17 protein-coding genes are annotated in these 19,713 nt (G+C 67.8%); 9 read left to right on the forward strand and 8 right to left on the reverse strand.

Annotated features, from left to right (window positions below; translation table 11 throughout):
- The first annotated feature begins 5 nt into the window (after window positions 1-5).
- From ACQI5H_RS16410 to ACQI5H_RS16425, 4 genes are read left to right on the forward strand one after another with little or no spacing between them, the layout of a single operon-like run.
- Window positions 6-1,151 (forward strand): acyl-CoA dehydrogenase family protein, encoded by a 1,146-nt coding sequence (locus ACQI5H_RS16410; protein ID WP_427080394.1) that lies wholly within the window; start codon window positions 6-8, stop codon window positions 1,149-1,151.
- Entirely contained in the window at window positions 1,148-2,083 is a 936-nt protein-coding gene (locus ACQI5H_RS16415) for an acyl-CoA dehydrogenase family protein (RefSeq protein ID WP_427080395.1), read from the forward strand. The genes ACQI5H_RS16410 and ACQI5H_RS16415 overlap by 4 nt, the downstream gene beginning before the upstream one ends.
- On the forward strand, window positions 2,080-3,039 hold the full coding sequence (ipdE2, locus tag ACQI5H_RS16420) for an acyl-CoA dehydrogenase IpdE2 (protein ID WP_427080396.1): 960 nt from the start codon (window positions 2,080-2,082) through the stop codon (window positions 3,037-3,039). Before ACQI5H_RS16415 ends, ipdE2 begins: the two co-directional genes overlap by 4 nt.
- Window positions 3,036-4,202 carry a pyridoxal phosphate-dependent aminotransferase gene (locus ACQI5H_RS16425; RefSeq protein ID WP_427080397.1) on the forward strand — a complete coding sequence of 389 codons (1,167 nt, stop codon included), beginning with the start codon at window positions 3,036-3,038 and terminating at the stop codon, window positions 4,200-4,202. Before ipdE2 ends, ACQI5H_RS16425 begins: the two co-directional genes overlap by 4 nt.
- Here the strand turns inward: ACQI5H_RS16425 and ACQI5H_RS16430 are convergent.
- A complete protein-coding gene (locus ACQI5H_RS16430) occupies window positions 4,199-5,029 on the reverse strand; it encodes an arylamine N-acetyltransferase family protein (RefSeq protein WP_427080398.1) in 831 nt (276 codons plus the stop codon). The genes ACQI5H_RS16425 and ACQI5H_RS16430 overlap by 4 nt on opposite strands.
- 134 nt (window positions 5,030-5,163) lie before the next feature.
- Here ACQI5H_RS16430 and ACQI5H_RS16435 point away from each other — a divergent pair, with 134 nt between their 5' ends.
- Together ACQI5H_RS16435 and ACQI5H_RS16440 are read left to right on the forward strand one after the other, a co-directional pair.
- Window positions 5,164-8,331: a Kelch repeat-containing protein gene (locus tag ACQI5H_RS16435; protein ID WP_427080399.1), complete on the forward strand. Its 3,168-nt coding sequence runs from the start codon at window positions 5,164-5,166 to the stop codon at window positions 8,329-8,331.
- A 124-nt stretch (window positions 8,332-8,455) separates the two neighbouring features.
- On the forward strand, window positions 8,456-8,902 hold the full coding sequence (locus tag ACQI5H_RS16440) for a hypothetical protein (RefSeq protein WP_427080400.1): 447 nt from the start codon (window positions 8,456-8,458) through the stop codon (window positions 8,900-8,902).
- Window positions 8,903-9,162: 260 nt separating this feature from the next.
- Here ACQI5H_RS16440 and hsaB read toward each other — a convergent pair whose 3' ends face one another.
- From hsaB to hsaA, 4 genes are read right to left on the reverse strand one after another with little or no spacing between them, the layout of a single operon-like run.
- Window positions 9,163-9,726: a 3-hydroxy-9,10-secoandrosta-1,3,5(10)-triene-9,17-dione monooxygenase reductase subunit gene (gene hsaB, locus ACQI5H_RS16445; protein WP_076128562.1), complete on the reverse strand. Its 564-nt coding sequence runs from the start codon at window positions 9,724-9,726 to the stop codon at window positions 9,163-9,165.
- A gap of 2 nt (window positions 9,727-9,728) precedes the next feature.
- Window positions 9,729-10,631, reverse strand: a complete 903-nt coding sequence (hsaC, locus tag ACQI5H_RS16450; RefSeq protein ID WP_427080401.1) for an iron-dependent extradiol dioxygenase HsaC — start codon at window positions 10,629-10,631, stop codon at window positions 9,729-9,731.
- A complete protein-coding gene (gene hsaD / locus ACQI5H_RS16455) occupies window positions 10,631-11,503 on the reverse strand; it encodes a 4,5:9,10-diseco-3-hydroxy-5,9,17-trioxoandrosta-1(10),2-diene-4-oate hydrolase (protein ID WP_427080402.1) in 873 nt (290 codons plus the stop codon). The genes hsaC and hsaD overlap by 1 nt, the downstream gene beginning before the upstream one ends.
- A 3-nt stretch (window positions 11,504-11,506) precedes the next feature.
- Entirely contained in the window at window positions 11,507-12,691 is a 1,185-nt protein-coding gene (gene hsaA / locus ACQI5H_RS16460; protein WP_427080403.1) for a 3-hydroxy-9,10-secoandrosta-1,3,5(10)-triene-9,17-dione monooxygenase oxygenase subunit, read from the reverse strand.
- Window positions 12,692-12,838: 147 nt separating this feature from the next.
- Here hsaA and ACQI5H_RS16465 point away from each other — a divergent pair, with 147 nt between their 5' ends.
- The gene (locus ACQI5H_RS16465; protein WP_427080404.1) at window positions 12,839-13,921 is read left to right on the forward strand and encodes a 2Fe-2S iron-sulfur cluster-binding protein; all 1,083 of its coding nucleotides are present in this window, start codon (window positions 12,839-12,841) and stop codon (window positions 13,919-13,921) included.
- Between the two features lie 30 nt (window positions 13,922-13,951).
- Window positions 13,952-14,488, forward strand: a complete 537-nt coding sequence (locus ACQI5H_RS16470) for a hypothetical protein (protein WP_427080405.1) — start codon at window positions 13,952-13,954, stop codon at window positions 14,486-14,488.
- A gap of 72 nt (window positions 14,489-14,560) precedes the next feature.
- Here ACQI5H_RS16470 and ACQI5H_RS16475 read toward each other — a convergent pair whose 3' ends face one another.
- Window positions 14,561-15,427: a hypothetical protein gene (locus ACQI5H_RS16475; protein WP_427080406.1), complete on the reverse strand. Its 867-nt coding sequence runs from the start codon at window positions 15,425-15,427 to the stop codon at window positions 14,561-14,563.
- Between the two features lie 115 nt (window positions 15,428-15,542).
- Window positions 15,543-17,669, reverse strand: a complete 2,127-nt coding sequence (locus ACQI5H_RS16480; protein ID WP_427080407.1) for an acyl-CoA dehydrogenase family protein — start codon at window positions 17,667-17,669, stop codon at window positions 15,543-15,545.
- A gap of 272 nt (window positions 17,670-17,941) precedes the next feature.
- Between ACQI5H_RS16480 and kstR the strand changes: the two genes are divergently transcribed.
- Window positions 17,942-18,541 (forward strand): cholesterol catabolism transcriptional regulator KstR, encoded by a 600-nt coding sequence (gene kstR, locus ACQI5H_RS16485; protein ID WP_170874547.1) that lies wholly within the window; start codon window positions 17,942-17,944, stop codon window positions 18,539-18,541.
- Here the strand turns inward: kstR and ACQI5H_RS16490 are convergent.
- Complete coding sequence (locus ACQI5H_RS16490) at window positions 18,538-19,617, reverse strand: LacI family DNA-binding transcriptional regulator (RefSeq protein WP_427080408.1); 1,080 nt, start codon at window positions 19,615-19,617, stop codon at window positions 18,538-18,540. The two genes, kstR and ACQI5H_RS16490, sit on opposite strands and share 4 nt — an antisense overlap.
- Window positions 19,618-19,713: the final 96 nt, after the last annotated feature.

The raw sequence follows: 19,713 nt of genomic DNA on the forward strand, positions 1-19,713 counted from the left end.
CCTAGATGGACTTAGCACTAGACGAAGAGACATTGGCTTTTCAGGCCGAGGTGCGTGACTTCCTCTCGGCCAACGCCGAGGCGATCCCGACGAAGTCCTACGACAACGCGGAAGGCTTTGCACAACACCGGAATTGGGACAAAGTGCTCTTCGACGCGGGCCTGTCCGTGATCACCTGGCCGAAGAAATACGGCGGCCGCGACGCGCCGCTGCTGCACTGGGTGGTGTTCGAAGAGGAGTACTTCCACGCCGAGGCGCCGGGGCGCGCCAGCGCCAACGGCACCTCGATGCTGGCCCCGACATTGTTCGCCCACGGCACCGAGGAACAGCTCGACCGGATACTGCCGAAAATGGCCAGCGGCGAACAGATCTGGGCGCAGGCCTGGTCGGAACCCGAATCCGGCAGCGACCTGGCGTCGCTGCGGTCCACTGCCACCAAGACCGAGGGTGGCTGGCTGCTGAGCGGGCAGAAGATCTGGAGCTCGCGGGCGCCGTTCGCCGAGATGGGCTTCGGGCTGTTCCGATCCGACCCGTCGGCGGAGCGACACCACGGGCTGACGTACTTCATGTTCGACCTGAAGGCCAAGGGCATCACCGTGCGGCCCATCGTCCAACTGGGCGGCGACACAGGCTTCGGTGAGATCTTCCTCGATGACGTCTTCGTGCCCGACGAGGACGTCATCGGCACCCCGAACGACGGCTGGCGCGCCGCGATGAGCACGTCGAGCAACGAGCGCGGCATGTCGCTGCGCAGCCCGGCCCGCTTCCTGGCGGCCGCCGAGCGGCTGGTGCGGCTGTGGAAGGACACCGGCTCCCCCACCGAACTCGCCGACCGGGTCGCCGACGCCTGGATCAAGGCGCAGGCCTATCGGCTGCAGACCTTCGGCACGGTGACCAGGCTGGCTGCCGGCGGCGAGCTGGGCGCCGAATCGTCGGTGACCAAGGTGTTCTGGTCCGATCTCGACGTGGCGATCCATCAGACCGCGATCGACCTCCGGGGTGCCGACGGCGAGCTCGTAGGGCCGTGGACCGATGGCCTGCTGTTCGCGCTCGGCGGCCCGATCTATGCCGGCACCAACGAGATTCAGCGCAACATCATCTCCGAGCGGCTGCTGGGCCTGCCGCGCGAAAAGTCCGGAGGCAAGAAGTGAAATTTGCGCTCGACGATCAGCAGCGCGACTTCGCGGCCAGCATCGACGCCGCGCTGAGCGCGGCCGACCTGCCCGGGGCCGTGCGCGCTTGGTCCGCCGGCGACGTCGCCCCCGGCCGCAAGGTGTGGGAGCAGCTGGCCAACCTCGGCGTCACTGCCCTGGCCGTGCCCGAAAAATACGACGGCCTGGACGCGGACCCGGTGGACATGGTCGTCGCGCTGGAGCGACTCGGTCGTTGGTGCGTGCCGGGCCCGGTGGCCGAATCCATCGCCGTCGCACCGGTTTTGCTTGCCGAAGACGATCGCAGCGCCGGGCTGGCATCCGGTGAGCTGATCGCCACCGTCGCCCTGCCGCCCGACACGCCGCGCGCGGTCGACGCCGAGGCGGCCGGGCTGGTGCTGCTGGCCACCGACTCCGCTGTCAGCGAAGCCGCAGCGGGTGAGTGCCACCAATCCGTCGATCCCAGCCGCCGCCTCTACGACGTGACGGCAACCGGTGACCCCTGGCAGGCGGACGTCGAGCGTGCCTACCGGTTCGGTGCGCTGGCCACCGCGGCGCAGCTGGTCGGCGCGGCGGAGGCGCTACTGAACGACGCGGTCGATTACGCGAAGCACCGCACACAGTTCGGCCGGGTGATCGGTTCGTATCAGGCCATCAAGCACAAGCTGGCCGACGTCCACATCGCGATCGAGCTGGCCCGCCCGCTGGTCTACGGCGCGGCGCTGTCGTTGGAGTCGCGCGACGTGAGCGCCGCCAAGGCGGCGGCATCCGAGGCCGGCCTGTTGGCGGCACGGGCGTCGTTGCAGACGCACGGCGCGATCGGCTTCACCCAGGAGCACGACCTGTCGCTGTGGCTGCTGCGGGTGCAGGCATTACGCTCGGCCTGGGGCACGCCCGAGGAGCACCGGCGACGAGTGCTGGAGATGCTATGACCGACGAACGGGAGATGCTGCGCGAGACCGTCGCAGCCCTGGTCACCAAACACGCGGACCCGGCGGCCGTGCGCGCCGCGATGGAGTCCGAGACCGGCTACGACGAATCGCTGTGGCGGCTGCTGTGCGAGCAGGTTGGCGCCGCCGCGCTGGTGGTGCCCGAGGAGCTCGGCGGTGCGGGCGGCGAACTGGCCGATGCCGCAACGGTTTTGCAGGAGCTGGGCCGCGCACTGGTGCCCTCCCCGCTGCTGGGCACCACGCTGGCCGAGCTGGCGCTGCTGGCGGCGCCGGAGCCGGACGCGGACGCATTGGCGGGGCTGGCGGAGGGTAGCTCGATCGGTGCGCTGGTGCTCGACGCGGACTACGTGGTCAACGGCGACATCGCCGACGTCGTCGTCGCCGCGGTCGACGGCCAACTCGCCAGGTGGACCCGCTTCAGCGCGCAACCCGTGACGACCATGGACCCCACCCGCCGGCTGGCCCAAGTGCGGCCCGAGGAGACCACCGCGCTGGGCCCCGACCCCGGCCTGGCCGACTCCGCGGCGATCCTGGTGGCCGCCGAACAGATCGGAGCCGCCGAGCGCTGTCTGGAGCTGACCGTCGAATATGCCAAGAGCAGGGTGCAATTCGGCCGTCCCATCGGCAGCTTCCAGGCGCTCAAGCATCGGATGGCGGATCTGTACGTCGCGATCGCGGCGGCGCGGGCCGTCGTCGCCGACGCGTGCGGTGATCCCACACCCACCAACGCGGCCACCGCGCGACTCGCCGCCAGCGAGGCCCTTAATGCCGCGGCGGCCGAAGGCATTCAGCTACACGGTGGCATCGCGATCACCTGGGAACACGACATGCACCTGTACTTCAAACGCGCACACGGCAGTGCCCAGCTGCTCGGCTCACCGCGAGAGCTGCTGAGCCGGCTGGAAGCAGAGATCTGCCCGGTGGCACCCCCGCCGTGAACGCCTCCGTCGCGCTGCGTGCCGGCATCCCGCCGTTCTATGTGATGGATGTCTGGCTGGCGGCCGCGGAGCGCCAGCGCAGTCACGGCGATCTGGTGAACCTGTCGGCAGGACAACCGAGTGTCGGCGCCCCCGAGCCGGTGCGGGCGGCCGCGGCCAGTGCGCTGCATCTCAACGAGTTGGGTTACACCGTGGCGCTGGGCATCCCGGAACTGCGCGACGCGATCGCGGCGGATTACCAACGCCAGCACGGAATCTACGTCGAATCCGACGCCGTGGTGATCACCACGGGTTCCTCGGGCGGATTCCTGCTCGCTTTTCTCGCGTGCTTCGACGTGGGTGATCGGGTGGCACTGGCCAGTCCCGGCTACCCGTGCTATCGAAACATCTTGTCGGCGCTGGGATGCGAGGTGGTGGAGATCCCGTGCGGGCCGGGGACCCGGTTCCAGCCGACCGCGCGGATGCTGGCCGAACTCGACCCGCCGGTGGCCGGCGTCGTCGTCGCGAGCCCGGCCAACCCGACCGGGACGGTCATACCGCCGGCAGAGTTGGCGGCGATCGCCTCGTGGTGCGAGGCCTCGGGGGTGCGGCTGATCAGCGACGAGGTCTACCACGGCCTGGTCTACCAGGGCGCACCGCAAACCAGCTGCGCCTGGCAGACGTCGCGAAATGCGGTGGTGGTCAACAGTTTTTCCAAGTATTACGCGATGACGGGCTGGCGGCTGGGCTGGCTGCTGGTACCGCCGGAGCTGCGCCGCGCGGTGGACTGCCTGACCGGCAACTTCACCATCTGCCCGCCCGTGCTGTCGCAGATCGCCGCGGTGGCGGCGTTCACCCCCGAGGCGATCGCCGAGGCCGACGGCCATCTGCGGCACTACGCGGTCAACCGCTCGCTGCTGCTCGACGGGCTGCGCCGGATCGGGATCGACCGGCTGGCGCCCACCGACGGCGCGTTCTACGTGTACGCCGATGTCTCCGACTTCACCGACGATTCTCTGGGGTTCTGCGCAAAGCTGTTGTCCGACACCGGCGTTGCCATCGCGCCGGGCATCGACTTCGACACCGCGCGGGGCAACGCGTTCGTCCGGCTGTCCTTCGCCGGGCCGACCACGGACATCGACGAGGCGCTGCGGCGGATGGGGCCCTGGCTGGCCAGCCGCTAGGCGTCGAGGACCTTGTCGATGCGCGCCTCGAGGGCACCGCGGTCGGCGAAGTCATCGACATTGATGCCGAACCGGTCTCGCAACGCGTCGACGACCTCGGCGGCGTCCTCGAGGCGGGTCTTCTCGCTGCCGTCGGCGCGGTGAACGGTCAGGTTGCGCCCGGCCAGGTTCATTCGGGCGCCGTCGGTCACCCGCGCGACCGTCAGGCTTGTCACGAAGTGCGACGACGGGTGGGTCGACACCCACCAGCTACCGACGCGCAGGTCGATGTCCGGCCGGGTTCGCGGGGTGAACTCGTAGAGCGACTGCCATTCGCCGCGGATCTGGGCCTCTAGGACCAGGCCGTCGCGGCGGTCCCGCAGTCGGTACGGCTCCAGCGTCGTCTGCTGAATGCTGCCCGTTTCCAGCCGGATGGGCGAAGGCAGCGTCTGGCCGCCGAAACCCACGTCGACGAGATATGGACCCGCGGAACCGGGGAACGTCACCGCCAACACCGTATGAGTCTGTGCCCCGACCGGCGCGTCGGGCGGCACCATCCAGACCACCCGACCGGCGAATCGCCGCACCCGAAAGCCGATCTCGGCCAGCGCATAGCCCATCAGGCCGTTCTGCTCGTAGCAGTAGCCGCCCCGGCCCCGGCGAACCAGCTTGTCGGCGAGGGATTCCGGGCTCAGGTCGTCGACCGGCACCCCCATCAGCGGATCGAGGTTCTCAAACGCGATGGTTCGAGTGTGGGCGGTCACCAGATCCTGTAGTACCTCCAGGTTCGGTTCGGCGGCGCCGTGGTAGTCGATGCGATCGAAGTATCCGTTCAGATCGAGCGTCATGACGCCATTCTGGCCCAGGGAGGCGTCAGAATATGTCCGGCGGAAACTATCCTCGCCGAATCTTCTCCGCGGGAGATCGCGAGCGATACTCTTGACCTCGCTAATTCATTCATTGCACAGATTGGCGCCCAAAAATGGCTGAAGGACCTGCCACCGACGGTCCGACGCCGGCCCCGAGCGGGCTCGCTGCGGAGTTGGCTTCCGCCGGATTCGAAGATGCACGCCAAGTCGCCCGGGGTGGCGCCGGCGTGATCTATTGCTGCTACGAGACGGCGCTCGGGCGAAATGTCGCGGTCAAGGTACTGCCATCGCATTTCGACGAAGACAGCAGGGAGCGCTTTCTGCGCGAGGGCTATGCGATGGGCGGCCTCTCGGGGCATCCGAATATCGTCAACATCCTGCGCGTCGGCGTGACCGAGAGTGGCAAGCCGTACATCGTGATGCCCTACCACGCAGCGGATTCTCTGGCGGTCAGATTGCGCCGCGAGGGGCCAATCTCTTGGCCCGAGGCATTGCGGATCGGGGTGAAGTTGTGCGGGGCGCTGGAAACCGCGCACAAGAGCGGCACTTTGCACCGCGATATCAAGCCCGCAAACGTGCTTATCAACGACTACGGCGAGCCGCAGCTGAGTGATTTCGGGATCGCCCACATTGAAGGCGGGTATGAAACCGCGACCGGGTTCTTCTCCGGCACAATCGACTACACCGCGCCCGAGGTCATGACCGGTAATCCGGCAACGGTGAGTTCCGACCTTTACTCCCTCGGCGCCACAATTTATGCGCTCATTGCCGGCAGCGCCGCACACGAACGCCGCAGCGGTGAGGACCTCATTGCGCAGTATCTGCGGATCAGCACGACGCGGGTCCCGGATATGCGTCCGGACGGGATCCCGGACGCGGTGTGCGCGGCGATCGAGCATGGGATGGCCATCGATCCGGCCGAGCGGCCCACGTCCGCGGCGCAGTTCGGCCGCGAATTGCAATCGGCGCAGCGCCTCAATGGCCTGAAACCCGATTCGATGGCGATCACCAGCGTCGGTGTCGAGCCGGGGCAGACGGTGAACGTGACGGCGGGCCTCACCGCAACTCCCTCCGCCGCCCCCGGCGGGCACACGGCATCGGGGCAGCCGCCGGATCGCACGACGTCGACCGTTCCCAAACCGCCGCCGAGCGAGTCCGCCCCCGGGACCGCGCCGCCGGCGCCGTCCGGGCCCGACGAGTACTCGGCCGCGGCGACCAGGTTGCGGGGCGGCCGCATCGGCGAAACGACGGGGCCGGTTCCGACTCCGCCGCCGCAGCCGTCGGGAAACGGCAACGCAATGACCCCACCGAGGATCCCCGCGCAGCCGCAGCCGCCGGGCGCCGTCCCGCCCCCGGGCGGGAAACCACCACTGAAGGACCGGGCCACCGCTTGGTTCGGCGAGCCGGGAAAGAAGCGGAGTCGCATTGCGCTGGTCGCCGGCGCGGCCGCCGCCGTCGTGGTGCTGGTGATCGTCGTTGCGGTCTTCGCGATTCCGGGCGACAACGGCCACAAGACCGCCGCGAGCCAACCGAGCACGGAGGCGCCGGTCGCGTGGAAACCGATAACGAATGCGCGCGTTGCCCGCGACGCCGCGGCCACCACCCAGGTCGACGGCACGATCTGGATCTTCGGCGGGATTCGAAGCGACGGCGCCCTCAGCGCGATGCAGGAGGGCTACGACCCCGTCATCGATAGCTGGAAGGGCGGCGACGATCTACCGGTTGCGGTCCAGCGCGCGACCGCGGTCAACTGGCAGGGAAACCCCGTCGTGCTCGGCGGCCTCAAGTCAGTGGGCGGCAAAAGCGTTGCGTCGGACCAGGTTTGGCGGGTGATCAACAGTCGCTGGGTAGAGATGCCGCACCTGTTGCAGCCCAGGGCGGCGGCGGCAGCGGCCGTCGTCGGTGATCGCCTGGTTGTCACCGGCGGTGTCGACGCGAGCGGTGCGCTGCTGAACACGACCGAGGTCTTCGACGGCAACGCCTGGAGCCTGGGCGCGCCCATTCCGACTCCGCGGCAGATGCTGGCCGCGGCCTCGGATGGAAAGCTGGTGTACGCGGTGGGCGGCACCAACGGCACCTCGGACCTGCCGACGCTCGAGGCGTATGACCCGGCCGCGAAAGCCTGGACGTCGTTGCCCGCGCTTCCCCAGGCACGCAGTGACCTCGGCGTGGCCATCACGGACGGCCGCCTGGTGGCGGTCGGGGGTGTGTCGTCGGGGCAAGTCCTCAAAACCGTTTCGGTGTTCGATCTGATGACCAAAACGTGGACCGGGTTGCCGGACATGACGACCCCGAGCCACGGCATGTCCGTCGCGGCGGTGGAGAAATCCGTCTACGCGATCGGGGGGTCCACCGGCGTCGGGGACGGCCAGGTGACCGCTTCGGCGGAGGTGCTGAAGCTGCCGGCCCGCAAGATCCAGCCGGCCTCGCAGTGGCGCTCCCTGCCGGACGCGCCGACGGCCCGGTTGATGATGGCCTGGGCCGTGCTCAACAACAAGATCTGGATCCTCGGCGGCCTGCAGAACGGAGTTGCGCTGCAGACCGTCGAGAGCTACGACCCGCGCAGCGGCGCCTGGGAAACCGGCCCTCCGTTGCCCATCCCGCTGCACCATGCCGCGGCGGCGACCTACCGCGGCGAGGTGGTCGTGCTCGGCGGTGCGAGCGACAACCTCGCGAATGCGTCCAACAAGGTGTTCGCTCTGCGGGGCGGCAACTGGGTGGAGCTGCCGAGCCTCACGCACGCCCGGGCAGCGCCGGCCGCGGCCGTAGTGGGTGACAAACTCGTGGCGGTCGGCGGGCAGAACGCCAAGCAGCTCGTCCCGCAGACCGAGGTCTTCGACGGCACTTCGTGGAACGATGCCGCCGACATGCCGACGCCGCGCGAACACCTGGCCGCGGTCTCCGACGGCACGTACGTGTACACGGTCGGCGGCCGGTTCCTCTCAGCTGACAAGAACTCCGCGGCCCTCGAACGGTTCGACCCCGCGGCGGGGACCTGGACCAGGTTGGTTGGCATGCCGACGCCGCGGGGAAGTTACGGCGCCACGTACATCGACGGCCGCATCGTGGCCGTCGGCGGCGAAGAACCGACGATGGTGTTGAACACGGTCGAGATCTATGACATCGCCAACGGGAAGTGGAGCACGCTGGCGCCCATGCCGACGTCGCGGCACGCCGAGGTGGTGGCGACCGTCGGCAACACCGTGTACTGCATCGGCGGGGCCAACCGGCCGACCCACGAGGGTCCGATCGCGACGGTCGAGGCGCTGGACTTCATGTAACGGCGCCCGCGCCGGCATTGGCTGTTTGGCATACGTCGAGTACGGGGATCCCGGGTACACGGGCAGACCAATACACCCGAGCAAACGGAGCCCCATTATGAGCACCAGCAATATCGTCTGGATCGTGATCGCCGCTGCGGTGGCAGTGCTCGTGATCGTTGCCCTGATCGTCATCGCGACCAGGGCAACGCGGCGACGCCGGCAACGGCAGGCCGAAGAGATTCGCGAACACGCGCGATCTGAGGCGGCCGAGGTCGATCGGCGTCAGGCGCTAGCCGATGAAACAGCGGCGAAGGCGCGCGCTGCGCAGGCTGAGGCTGAGGTCAAGGCCGCCGAAGCCGCCAGGCTGCAGGACCGAGCGGCCACGCATCAGAGCCAGGTGGCGACATCGCGTGAGGAACTGCAGGAGCAGCAGCAACGTGCCGACCGCATCGACCCGAAAGTCAAGGCGGAAACTCAGGAAGCTGCGTCTGGGTCCGCAAACGGTCGTGATGAGTCGACTCGTGATGAGCCGGCGAGCGAGGAGGCGGCTACACCGGCGACCGACACAGGGGCCGCCCACCGGCAATAAGCCCGGCGAGCCTGGCGAGGCCGCGCGCAGGTCTGCTGCCGCCCAAAATGGCCAAAGTGCGTCACAGACCAATGCTTGTTTGATATATGTCTAATACGGGCACCTCTTAGAGACCACCCGGTGGCCCGCCCCCTCAGCGGGCCACCGGGAATCATCCCTGATTGTCCGCCCCCGAACGGCCGATTGTCGGTGAATGCGGTGAATGCATACCGAACGCACTTCCGAAGCCCGCCGCCGCCAAACATCGCGACGCCGCCGTCTTAGAGCCAGGTGTCCTGGGTCGTGGTCGTCAGGAACGCTTCCAGGTCGTCGCGCCACTGGGCCGGCGTGGTCTTGTCCGGCTCGATCCCCGTGTAGTCGCCGCGATAGAACAGCAGCGGCCGGGGCTTGATCTTTGGGGCTTCCGACAGCGATTGGACCGCGCCGAACACCACGAAGTGATCGCCGCCGTCGTGCACCGATGCGACCGTGCAGTCGATGTAGGCCAGTGAGCCGTCGATGACCGGCGAACCGAGTTCTGAAGGGTGCCAGTCGATGCCGGCGAACTTGTCCGGTTCTTTGGACCCGAATCGGGCGGAGACGTCCTTCTGCTTCTCGGTCAGCACGTTGACGCAGAACCGCCCGGACGCCTCGATCGCCTTCCAGGACCGCGACACCTTCGTCGGGCAGAACAGCACCAGCGGCGGATCCAGCGACAACGCCGCGAATGACTGGCACGCAAAGCCGATCGGTGCTTCGTCGTGCACGGTGGTGATGATGGTGATCCCGGTGCAGAACTGACCCAGCACCTGCCGGAAGGCCCGCGGATCGATCGGCGCCGACATGGCTAGCCGCGCATGCCCACGGTGAAGTCGTGGCCCCACAGGCTCACCGCGGTGCTTTCCCGGGCGATCCAATCGTGGTCGTCGACTTTCCTGCCCTCACAACCGAATTCGACATCGAAACCGCTGGGCGTCTTCATGTAGAACGACAGCATCAGGTCGTTGACGTGACGGCCGAGGGTGGCCGACATGGGCACCTTGCGGCGCAGCGCCCGGTCCAGGCACAGGCCGACGTCGTCGGCCTCTTCGACCTCGACCATCAGGTGCACGATGCCGCTCGGGGTCGGCAGCGGCAGGAAAGCCAGGCTGTGGTGGCGGGGATTGCAGCCGAAGAAGCGCAGCCAGGCCGGCGCCCCATCGGCGGGCCGCCCAACCACCTGCGGCGGCATCCGCATCGAGTCACGCAGCTTGAACCCGAGCACGTCGCGGTAGAAGTGCAACGCCTCGTCGTCGTCGCGGGTGGTCAGCACGACGTGGCCCAGGCCCTGCTCGGCGGTGACGAACTTGTGGCCGTACGGGCTGACCACGCGGCGGTGTTCCAGTGCGGCGCCGTGGAAGACGGCCAGCGGGTTGCCGGACGGGTCGGAGAACTGAATCATCTCGTCCACGCGCCGCTCGGCCAGATCGGCGGCAGTGGCCTCCTTGTACGGGGTGCCCTCCACGTCGAGCCGGTTGCGGATCTCTTGCAGCCCTTCGGCATTCGCGCATTCCCAGCCGGCTTCCGCGAGCCGGTCCTGCTCGCCGGGAACAATCACCAACCGGGCCGGGAAATCGTCCATCCGTAGATACAGCGCACCCTCGGTCGCGCCCTTGCCCTCGACCATGCCGAGGACCTTCAGGCCGTACTCACGCCAGGCCGCCATGTCGGTGGCCTCGATGCGTAGATAGCCCAGCGAGCGGATGCTCATCACGCACCTCCCAGGAAATCGATGGTGAGTTTGTTGAACTCGTCGAACTTCTCCACCTGCGCCCAATGTCCACATTGCCCGAAGACATGCAGTTGCGCACGGGGAATCGTCTTCAGCGCGACCAGCGCGCCGTCCAGCGGGTTGACCCGGTCCTCGCGTCCCCAGATCAGCAGGATGGGCTGGCGCAGCTTGTACACCTCGCGCCACATCATGCCGAGCTCGAAATCGGCCCCGGAGAACGACATTCCCATCGCCCTGGTCGCGGTCAGTGACTCCGGCGTGCTCGCCAGGGCGAAACGCTCGTCGACCAGCTCGGGGGTGATGAGCTTCTGGTCGTAGACCATCACGCGCAGGAACGCCTCGAGGTTCTCTTTCGTGGGTTCGACGGAGAACTTGCCGAGGCGCTTCACGCCCTCGGTCGGGTCTGGCGCAAATAGGTTGACGCTGAGCCCACCGGGGCCCATCAGCACCAGGCGTCCGGCCAGATCCGGGTAGTCGAGCGCGAACCGCACCGCGGTCCCGCCGCCCAGCGAATTGCCCACCAGCGGAACGCGTCCCAGACCCAGCTGTTCGAAGAGGCCTTTGAGCGCTCGGGCGGCGTAGCGGTTGAATTGGCCGTGCTCGGCGCGCTTGTCGGAGTGGCCGTAGCCGGGCTGGTCGACGGCGAGCACGTGAAATTGCCGGGCCAGCACCGGGATGTTGCGCGAGAAGTTCGTCCAGCTCGCCGCGCCGGGGCCGCCGCCGTGCAGCAGCACCACGGTCTGGTCGTTGCCGACGCCCGCCTCGTGGTAGTGCAGCTTCAGCGGCCCGTCGACGTCGACCTCCACGAAGCGCGACGTGGACTCGAACGTCAGCTCTTCGGTAGCCGTCATGAATCAGACCATCGTGTCGCCGGGCGGCAACCCGAACTCGTGGTTCCCGAAGATCACGTACGCGCGCTCGGGGTCGTTGGCGGCGTGCACCCGGCCCGCGTGCGCGTCGCGCCAGAAGCGTTGCACCGGCTGGTCATTGGCCAGCGCGGTGGCACCCGACGCCTCGAACAGCCGGTCGATCGCGGCGAGCGAGCGGCCGGTGGCGCGCACCTGGTCGCGGCGGGCGCGGGCGCGCAGGTCGAACGGGATCTCCTTACCCGCGGACAGCAGCGCGTACTCGTCGGCGACGTTGCCGCTGAGCTGGCGCCACGCGGCGTCGATGTCGCTGGCCGCCTCGGCGATGCGGACCTTGGCGAACGGGTCGTCCTTGGCCTTCTCACCGGCGAACGCCGCGCGCACCCGCTTGCCCTGGTGCTCGACGTGCGCCTCGTACGCGCCGTAGGCCATGCCGACGATCGGCGCCGAGATTGTGGTGGGATGCATTGTGCCCCAAGGCATTTTGTAGACCGGGGCGGTGTTGGTCTCATATCCCCCGGCGGTGCCGTCGTTCATCGCCTTGTAGGACAGGAACCGGTGCCGGGGCACGAAGACGTCCTTGACGACCAGCGTGTTGCTGCCGGTGCCGCGCAGCCCGACCACATGCCACACGTCGTCGATGCGGTATTCACTGCGCGGGATCAGGAAGCTGCCGAAGTCCACCGGGCGGCCGTCCTTGATCACCGGGCCGCCGACGAAGGTCCAGCTGGCGTGGTCGCAGCCCGACGACCAGTTCCACGAGCCGTTGACGATGTAGCCCCCGTCGGTCACCACGCCCGCGCCCATCGGGGCGTAGGACGACGAGATCCGCGTCTTGGGGTCCTCGCCCCACACCTCTTCCTGCGCCTGCTGGTCGAACAGCGCCAGGTGCCAGTTGTGCACCCCGACGATCGAGCTCACCCAGCCGGTGGAGCCGCACGCGCTCGCCAGTCGCCGGGTCGCCTCGTAGAACAGCGTGGGATCGCATTGCAGACCGCCCCACTGCTCGGGCTGCAGCAGGGTGAAGAAGCCGACGTCCTCGAGCGCCTGAACGGTCTCATCGGGCAGCCGGCGCAAGTCCTCCGTCGCCTGAGCGCGTTCCCGAATCTGCGGAAGCAGATCATCGATGCCAGCCAGAATCGACTGTGCATCACGCTGTTGAATGGAAGTCACCTACGTTTGCCTCCTGGGAGTGCGGATTTACACAGAAGACTAGAACACGTTCCGATTTGTGTCGAGCAGGGTGTTCCTGCGGCTGGTAGCGGTACCAATCGGGTTTTCTGTAACATGTTCTAGTTGTTATCAAAGGAAGGGCTGGTCTTGACGGAAGCAATTCCCGACGAGCCACTCGGCGACCACGTCCTTGAACTGCAGATCGCCGAGGTCGTCGCGGAGACCGACGACGCGCGATCGTTGGTGTTCGCGGTGCCGGACGCGGCCGGCGACCCCGACATTCCCCCGGAGCGGCTGCGGTACGCGCCCGGCCAGTTCCTGACATTGCGGGTGCCCAGCGACCGGACCGGATCGGTGGCGCGCTGCTACTCGCTGTGCAGCTCACCGTTCACCGGTGACGCGCTCACCGTCACGGTCAAGCGCACCGCGGACGGCTACGCGTCCAACTGGCTGTGCGACCACGCCCACAAAGGCATGCGCATCCACGTGCTGGCGCCGTCGGGCAACTTCGTGCCCAAGACGCTGGATGACGACTTCCTGCTGATGGCCGCCGGCAGCGGGATCACCCCGATCATGTCGATCTGCAAGTCGGCACTCGCCGAGGGCAGTGGGCAGGTGACGCTGCTCTACGCCAACCGCGACGACCGCTCGGTGATCTTCGCCGACGCCCTGCGCGAGCTGTCCGCCAAGTATCCCGATCGGCTCACCGTGCTGCATTGGCTGGAATCGCTGCAGGGCTTGCCGAGCGCGACGTCGCTGGCGAAGCTGGCCGCCCCCTACACCGATCGGCCCGTCTACATCTGCGGGCCCGGCCCGTTCATGGACGCCTCACGTGAAGCGCTGGAAGCGCTGAAAGTGCCTGCGCCGCAAGTACATATCGAGGTGTTCAAGTCGCTGGACTCCGATCCCTTCGCGGCGGTCAAGATCGAGGACACCGCCGAAGGCGACGAGCCGCCGGCCACCGCGGTGGTCGAGCTGGACGGCGAAACGCATACCGTTTCCTGGCCGCGCAACGCCAAGCTGCTCGACGTCTTGCTCGCGAAAGGTTTGGACGCACCGTTTTCCTGCCGCGAGGGCCACTGCGGCGCATGCGCCTGCACGCTGCGCAGCGGCAAGGTGAACATGGAGGTCAACGACGTGCTCGAGCAGCAGGATCTCGACGAAGGTTTGATTTTGGCCTGTCAATCTCACCCCGAATCTGATTCGGTAGAAGTCACCTACGACGATTAGTCGCGTAGCGAATCGGGAAGGGGAGCGCCGATGATGCGGCTAGTGACGGGATTCGCGGTGGTCGGGGCGATGGTGACGTTCCTGCCGGCGCCCGCGTCCTCGGCGGCCAGCAACACCGCCACCACGCTGTTTCCGCTCGACGGCCCCAACCAGCTCGAGACGCACATGTTCCTCAATTGCTTCAAGTCCGACGGTCACTGTGACTTCACCGCCGGGGCCGACGTGCGCACCCCCGACAGCGGCGTGATCGGTTTCCCGCCCGGCCTGTGGGCCCGCCAGACCACCGAGGTTCGGTCGACGGACCGGTTGGCCTACCTGGATACCCACGCCGCCGGCCAGTACGAACGGGTCCACAAGGCGATGGGCAACGACGAGATCACCACCGTCTACTTCGGTGAGGGACCGCCGGACAAATACCAGACGACGGGGCGCATCGACTCGACCGATTGGCGGACCGGCCAGCCCAAGACCGACGTCAACGTGATTGCCTGCACGCACATCCAGGTGGTCTATCCCGGGGTCAACATCACCTCGCCCAGCACCTGCGCGGTGACGGGTTTTTCTTAGCTCCTAGGCGTCGAGCCTGTAAATCTGCAGACAAAGTGCGAGTAGGGGCCGCCAAAATTACAGGCTCGGCAGTCAAGCGACTCGCGTCGTCCGCCCGGATCGCCAACCTCGAGCGAGGAGCGCCGTCGTGACGCGCTCGATGACATCCTCGGGCTTGTCCTCGGCGATCACGCGAACGACGATCCAGCCGAATTCGGCGAGCTTTCGTAGGCGCCACTGGTCCTTCACGTACTGACGCCGATCGCTGCGGTGTTGGTCGCCGTCATACTCGACAGCCACGCCGAACTCTCGCCAGCCCATATCGAGCATCGCCAACGCGCGGTAGCCGTCGACGACCGGTATCTGGGTGGTCGGGGTAGGCAAGCCCGCGTCGACAAGCAGGAGCCGCAGCCACGTCTCCTTCGGCGAGGCGGCACCGCCGTCGACGAGGTGCAAAACCGAGCGCAGTCGTCGCACCGCGCGGGCACCGGGATATCGCTCGGCAAGCAGCAGCACATCCTCCATCGAAAACGGCGTCGCCCGCATCAGCGCGTCGAGCCGCGCGACGGCTTGCCCGCGTGGCAGATACCGGCCCAAGTCGTACGCCGTTCGCGCGGGGGTGGTGACAGGCAGACCCGCGACGCGGGTGGCTTCGTCGTCGGCCAGCAGCTGCTCACGCGCGACGATCCCCGTCGGTGGCCGCGTGCTCGACCAGATCAACTCGATGGGGATGTCGGCGTCAACCCACCGGGCGCCATGCAACGCCGAAGCCGCGACGCCCGCAACGATCGCCCGGCGTCGCGACCACAACCATGCCCCTTCCGTCCTGTCCCGCAGCGAAAGTTGTTGACCCCGTGCGGCATACACTCCCGGGTAGATCGGCTCGTACCAACGGCGAACTTCGTGCCTGGTCACTACTCCCCGCGCAACAGCCTCGCTGCCGATAAACACCGCCTGCACGCCCGCATAGTGGCATCGGCGACCGACACGTCGCCGAGCCTGTAAATCTGCAGACAAAGTGCGAGTAAGGGCCGCCAAAACTACAGGCTCGGCGAAAAGCTGGCTAGCGGGGCGCTTAGCGGGGCAAGCCGAGGAGTCGCTCGGCGGCCACCGTGAGCAGGATCTGCTCGGTACCGCCGGCGATCGTGAGGCACCGGGTGTTGAGGAAGTCGAAAACCGCTTGGTTGTGGACCAGGCCGCCGCCCTCGGAGACGTCCATCGTGAATTCGGCGAGCGCCTGCCGGTAGCGGACGCCGATGAGCTTGCGGACGCTGGATTGCGCGCCCGGATCCCGGCCGCCCACCGCGAGCTGCGCGATGCGCTGGTCCAGCAGCGCTCCCGTCTGGGCGATGACGATCAAGCGCCCCAGCCGGTCTTGCTGGGACGTGTCGAGGTCGATGCCCGCCAGGAGCTTGAGCAGCTCTTCCATCGGGTTGCCCAGCGCGGTGCCGGTGGCCATCGCGATCCGCTCGTTGGCCAGCGTGGTGCGGGCCAGCCGCCAGCCGTCGTTCACCGTGCCTACCACCATCTCGTCGGGCACGAACACGTTGTCCAGGAACACCTCGTTGAATAGTGAGTCGCCGGTGATCTCGCGCAGCGGCCGGATTTCGATGCCCGGCGATTTCATGTCCAGCAGAAAGTAGGTGATGCCCTTGTGTTTCGGGGCGTCCGGGTCGGTGCGAGCCAGGCACACGCCCCAGCGCGCCTTGTGTGCCGCGGACGTCCAGACCTTCTGTCCCGTCAACAGCCAGCCGCCCGCTGGATCTTCCGAGCGCACTGCTTTTGTGCGCAGGGACGCCAGGTCGGAGCCGGCTCCCGGCTCGGAAAACAGCTGACACCAAAGGAATTCGCCGCGCAGGGTGGCCGGCACGAAGCGTTCGATCTGCTCCGCCGTGCCGTGCTCCAGGATGGTCGGCGCCGCCCACCAGCCGATCACCAGGTCGGGCCGCACCACACCGGCGGCCGCCATCTCCTGATCGATCAGCAGCTGCTCGGCCGGTGATGCGGCGCGCCCGTACGGCGCCGGCCAGTGCGGCGCCTGCAGCCGGGCGTCGGCCAGCGCCGCCTGGCGTTTCTCTTCCGGCAGCGCGGCGATTTCGGCAACGGCCGCGGCGATCTCCGGCCGCAGGCCCTCCACCTCGGTGAGGTCGATTCCCAGGCGACGCCGCACGCCCGACTGCGTCAGCGCGGTGATGCGGCGCAGCCAGTGCTCGGCGCCTCCGAGGAAGCGGCCGATGCTGTGTGCCCGGCGCAGATACAGGTGTGCGTCGTGTTCCCAGGTGCAGCCGATACCGCCCAGCACCTGAATGCAGTCCTTGACGTTGGCCTTCGCGGCGGCGATCCCGATGCTCGCCCCCAGCGCCGCGGCGATCGAGAACTGGGCGGGGTCGGAGTCCGCTGCGGCGCGGGCGGCGTCGGCGGCGGCGACCTCGGCCTGTTCGGCTCGGCACAGCATCTCGGCGCACAGGTGCTTGACGGCCTGGAAGCTGCCGATCGGTTTGCCGAACTGCTCGCGGACTTTGGCATATGCGACCGCGGTGTCCAGGGACCATCGGGTAACGCCGGCCGCCTCGGCGGCCAGCACGGTCGCGGCGAGTTCCTCGACCCGCCCCCGCGACGCTTCGATCGCGGTGGCCGGCGCGGACGTCAGTACCACCCGCGCCAGCGGTCGGGAAAAGTCGGTGGCCCGCAACGGCTCCAGCTGCACGCCGTCGCCCTGGGTGTCGACCAGCACCCACGTGTCGCCGACGGGCAGCAGCAACAGAGCACCGTCGGCGGCGCCCAGCACCAGGTCGACGGTGCCGGACGCGAGCGAGCCGTCAAACTGCACGGAGCCCTCGAGTGCGACCCCGGCGAAGCGTTCGCCGGAGGCCAGGGCGGCCAGCGTTTCGGGATCGTCGACGATGAGGGTTGCGAGCGCGGTGGTGGCGACGGGCCCGGGTACCAGCGCCTTGGCGGCTTCCTCGACCATCGCGCAGAGGTCCTCGACGGTGCCGCCCGCCCCGCCGGAGTCCTCCGCAACAGCCACGCCGAACAGTCCGAGTTCGGCCAGGCCCGCGAACACCGGCCGCCACGCATCGGCGTCGCCCTGCTCGACTTCGCGGATCGCTTTGGTCCCGTTGGGTCCCGAGGAGGAATCGCGTGCCCAATCGCGCACCAGCTCACGGGCCGCGAACTGCTCGTCGGTGACGGTCGCTACCACGTGTGCGTCCTCCGCGTCGTTGATTCGAGGTGATAAATGGGGCCCGGTGCCCACTAGAACGTGTTCTAATAGTGCCAGCGATCGAGCGTCAAGTCGAACGCCATTGCAGCAGGACAGCTCGTTGTCCCGGTGGGGTGGAGGTGGGAAATTCACAATCGGCTTGCGTATCGTTTGCGAACGAACCGCCCGGAAGAGGGGGAATCGGCTAGATGTCGCCAGCGAACACGAACCTGGGCCGCGTTTCTGAGTCGCAGCCGCGCGAGGTCATAAACGTGGCGGTATTGGCGGAATCCGAGCTGGGCTCGGAGGCACAGCGGGAGCGCCGCAAGCGCATCCTGGACGCCACCATGGCCATCGCGTCGAAGGGTGGCTACGAGGCGGTCCAGATGCGCGCGGTGGCGGACCGGGCCGACGTGGCGGTTGGGACGCTGTATCGCTATTTCCCGTCGAAGGTGCATCTGCTGGTGTCTGCCCTGGGGCGGGAGTTCAGCCGCATCGACGCCAAAACCGACCGCTCCGCGGTCGCCGGCGGCACGCCGTTTCAGCGGCTGAACTTCATGGTGGGCAAGCTCAACCGCGCGATGCAGCGCAATCCGCTACTCACCGAGGCGATGACGCGCGCCTATGTTTTCGCCGACGCGTCCGCGGCCAGCGAGGTCGACCAGGTCGAGAAGCTCATCGATTCCATGTTCGCGCGCGCCATGGCCGACGGGGAGCCGACCGAGGACCAGTACCACATCGCGCGAGTGATCTCCGACGTGTGGCTGTCGAACCTGCTGGCGTGGCTCACCCGGCGGGCCTCGGCGACCGACGTCAGCAAGCGGCTGGACTTGGCCGTGCGGTTGCTGATCGGCGACACCGAATCCGGCTAAGCGGGCGGACCGGCGGTACGCCCGCGTATCAGCTCGGTGTCCAGCAGCTCGACGGCCGGCAGACCCGACCGCGGCGGGTTCAGCAGCAGTTCGCCCGCCCGGCGACCCTTTTGCAGGCTCGGCTGCGCGACCGTCGTCAGCCCGCGCCTGATCGCCTCGGGCACGCCGTCGAATCCGGTGACCGTCATCTGGCCGGGGACGTAAATGCCGTGTGCGCGAAGGTAATCCATCGCCGACAGGGCCAGTATGTCCGCGGTGCACATCAACGCCGTGATCCGCGGATTGGCCTCCAGCGCCGCCTTGGCCGCGTCGCCTCCCGACGCCTGGAGGTGTTCGTAACTTTCCACCACGGTCAGCGAATCCGGGTCCAGCCCGGCGGCTTTCATCGCCTCCCACACGCCGACGATGCGCTCGCGTTGCACGTCGAATGCCGGTGACCGCAGCCGCTCGGCGTCGACGAGTCCCTGGCGGCGGTCCCGGCCCAGTCGCATGGTGAGCAGCCCGATTTCACGATGTCCCAACCCGAGCACGTAGTCGGTGAGCTCGCGCATCGCCGCCCGGTCGTCGATGCCGACGCGGGACACCCCGGACAGGTCTTTGGGCTGATCCACCACCACGACGGGCAGCCGACGTTGCAGCACCACCTGGAGATAGGGATCGTCGTCGCAGACTGAATAGACGACGAAGCCGTCCACCCCGGCACCCAGCACAGCGGCGGTCCCGTCCTCGAGTGTTCGGCTTCCCGCTACGGCTACCAGCAGCAGCCCCTGCCCCAGCTGCTCGCACGACTGCGCCACTCCCGCAACGAAATCCCGCGCCGCGGGATCGCTGAAGAAGTAAGTCAGCGGTTCGGCCATGACCAATCCGACCGCCCCCGCTTTGCGGGTCCGCAACGATCGCGCCACCGGGTCGGGTCCGGCATAGCCGAGCCGCTTGGCCGTCGCGAGCACCCGTTCACGAAGGTCGGCGGAGAGCTGATCCGGGCGGTTGAAGGCATTCGAGACGGTGGTGCGCGAGACGTTGAGTTCGGCCGCCAACGACGCCAGAGTCGCACGCCGGCGGGGGGTGGGACTCACGTTCGGTGACGCTACAGCGGATTCCCCTCGGCGCCTACGCGGACCTCAATCCCGCATTTGCTAATGGAAACGATTGCCATTAGTGCGTCCGACGCG

Origin of the sequence: Mycobacterium heidelbergense (assembly GCF_050205645.1) — a bacterium.
Classification (GTDB): domain Bacteria; phylum Actinomycetota; class Actinomycetes; order Mycobacteriales; family Mycobacteriaceae; genus Mycobacterium; species Mycobacterium heidelbergense_A.

Bases quoted from the DNA above. Each gene is read 5' to 3' on its own strand.
- ACQI5H_RS16430 (WP_427080398.1), bottom strand. From the start codon at position 5,029: ATGACGCTCGATCTGAACGGATACTTCGATCGCATCGACTACCACGGC.
- ACQI5H_RS16470 (WP_427080405.1), top strand. From the start codon at position 13,952: ATGATGCGGCTAGTGACGGGATTCGCGGTGGTCGGGGCGATGGTGACG.
- ACQI5H_RS16410 (WP_427080394.1), top strand. From the start codon at position 6: ATGGACTTAGCACTAGACGAAGAGACATTGGCTTTTCAGGCCGAGGTG.
- ipdE2 (WP_427080396.1), top strand. From the start codon at position 2,080: ATGACCGACGAACGGGAGATGCTGCGCGAGACCGTCGCAGCCCTGGTC.
- hsaD (WP_427080402.1), bottom strand. From the start codon at position 11,503: ATGACGGCTACCGAAGAGCTGACGTTCGAGTCCACGTCGCGCTTCGTG.
- ACQI5H_RS16435 (WP_427080399.1), top strand. From the start codon at position 5,164: ATGGCTGAAGGACCTGCCACCGACGGTCCGACGCCGGCCCCGAGCGGG.
- hsaC (WP_427080401.1), bottom strand. From the start codon at position 10,631: ATGAGCATCCGCTCGCTGGGCTATCTACGCATCGAGGCCACCGACATG.
- hsaB (WP_076128562.1), bottom strand. From the start codon at position 9,726: ATGTCGGCGCCGATCGATCCGCGGGCCTTCCGGCAGGTGCTGGGTCAG.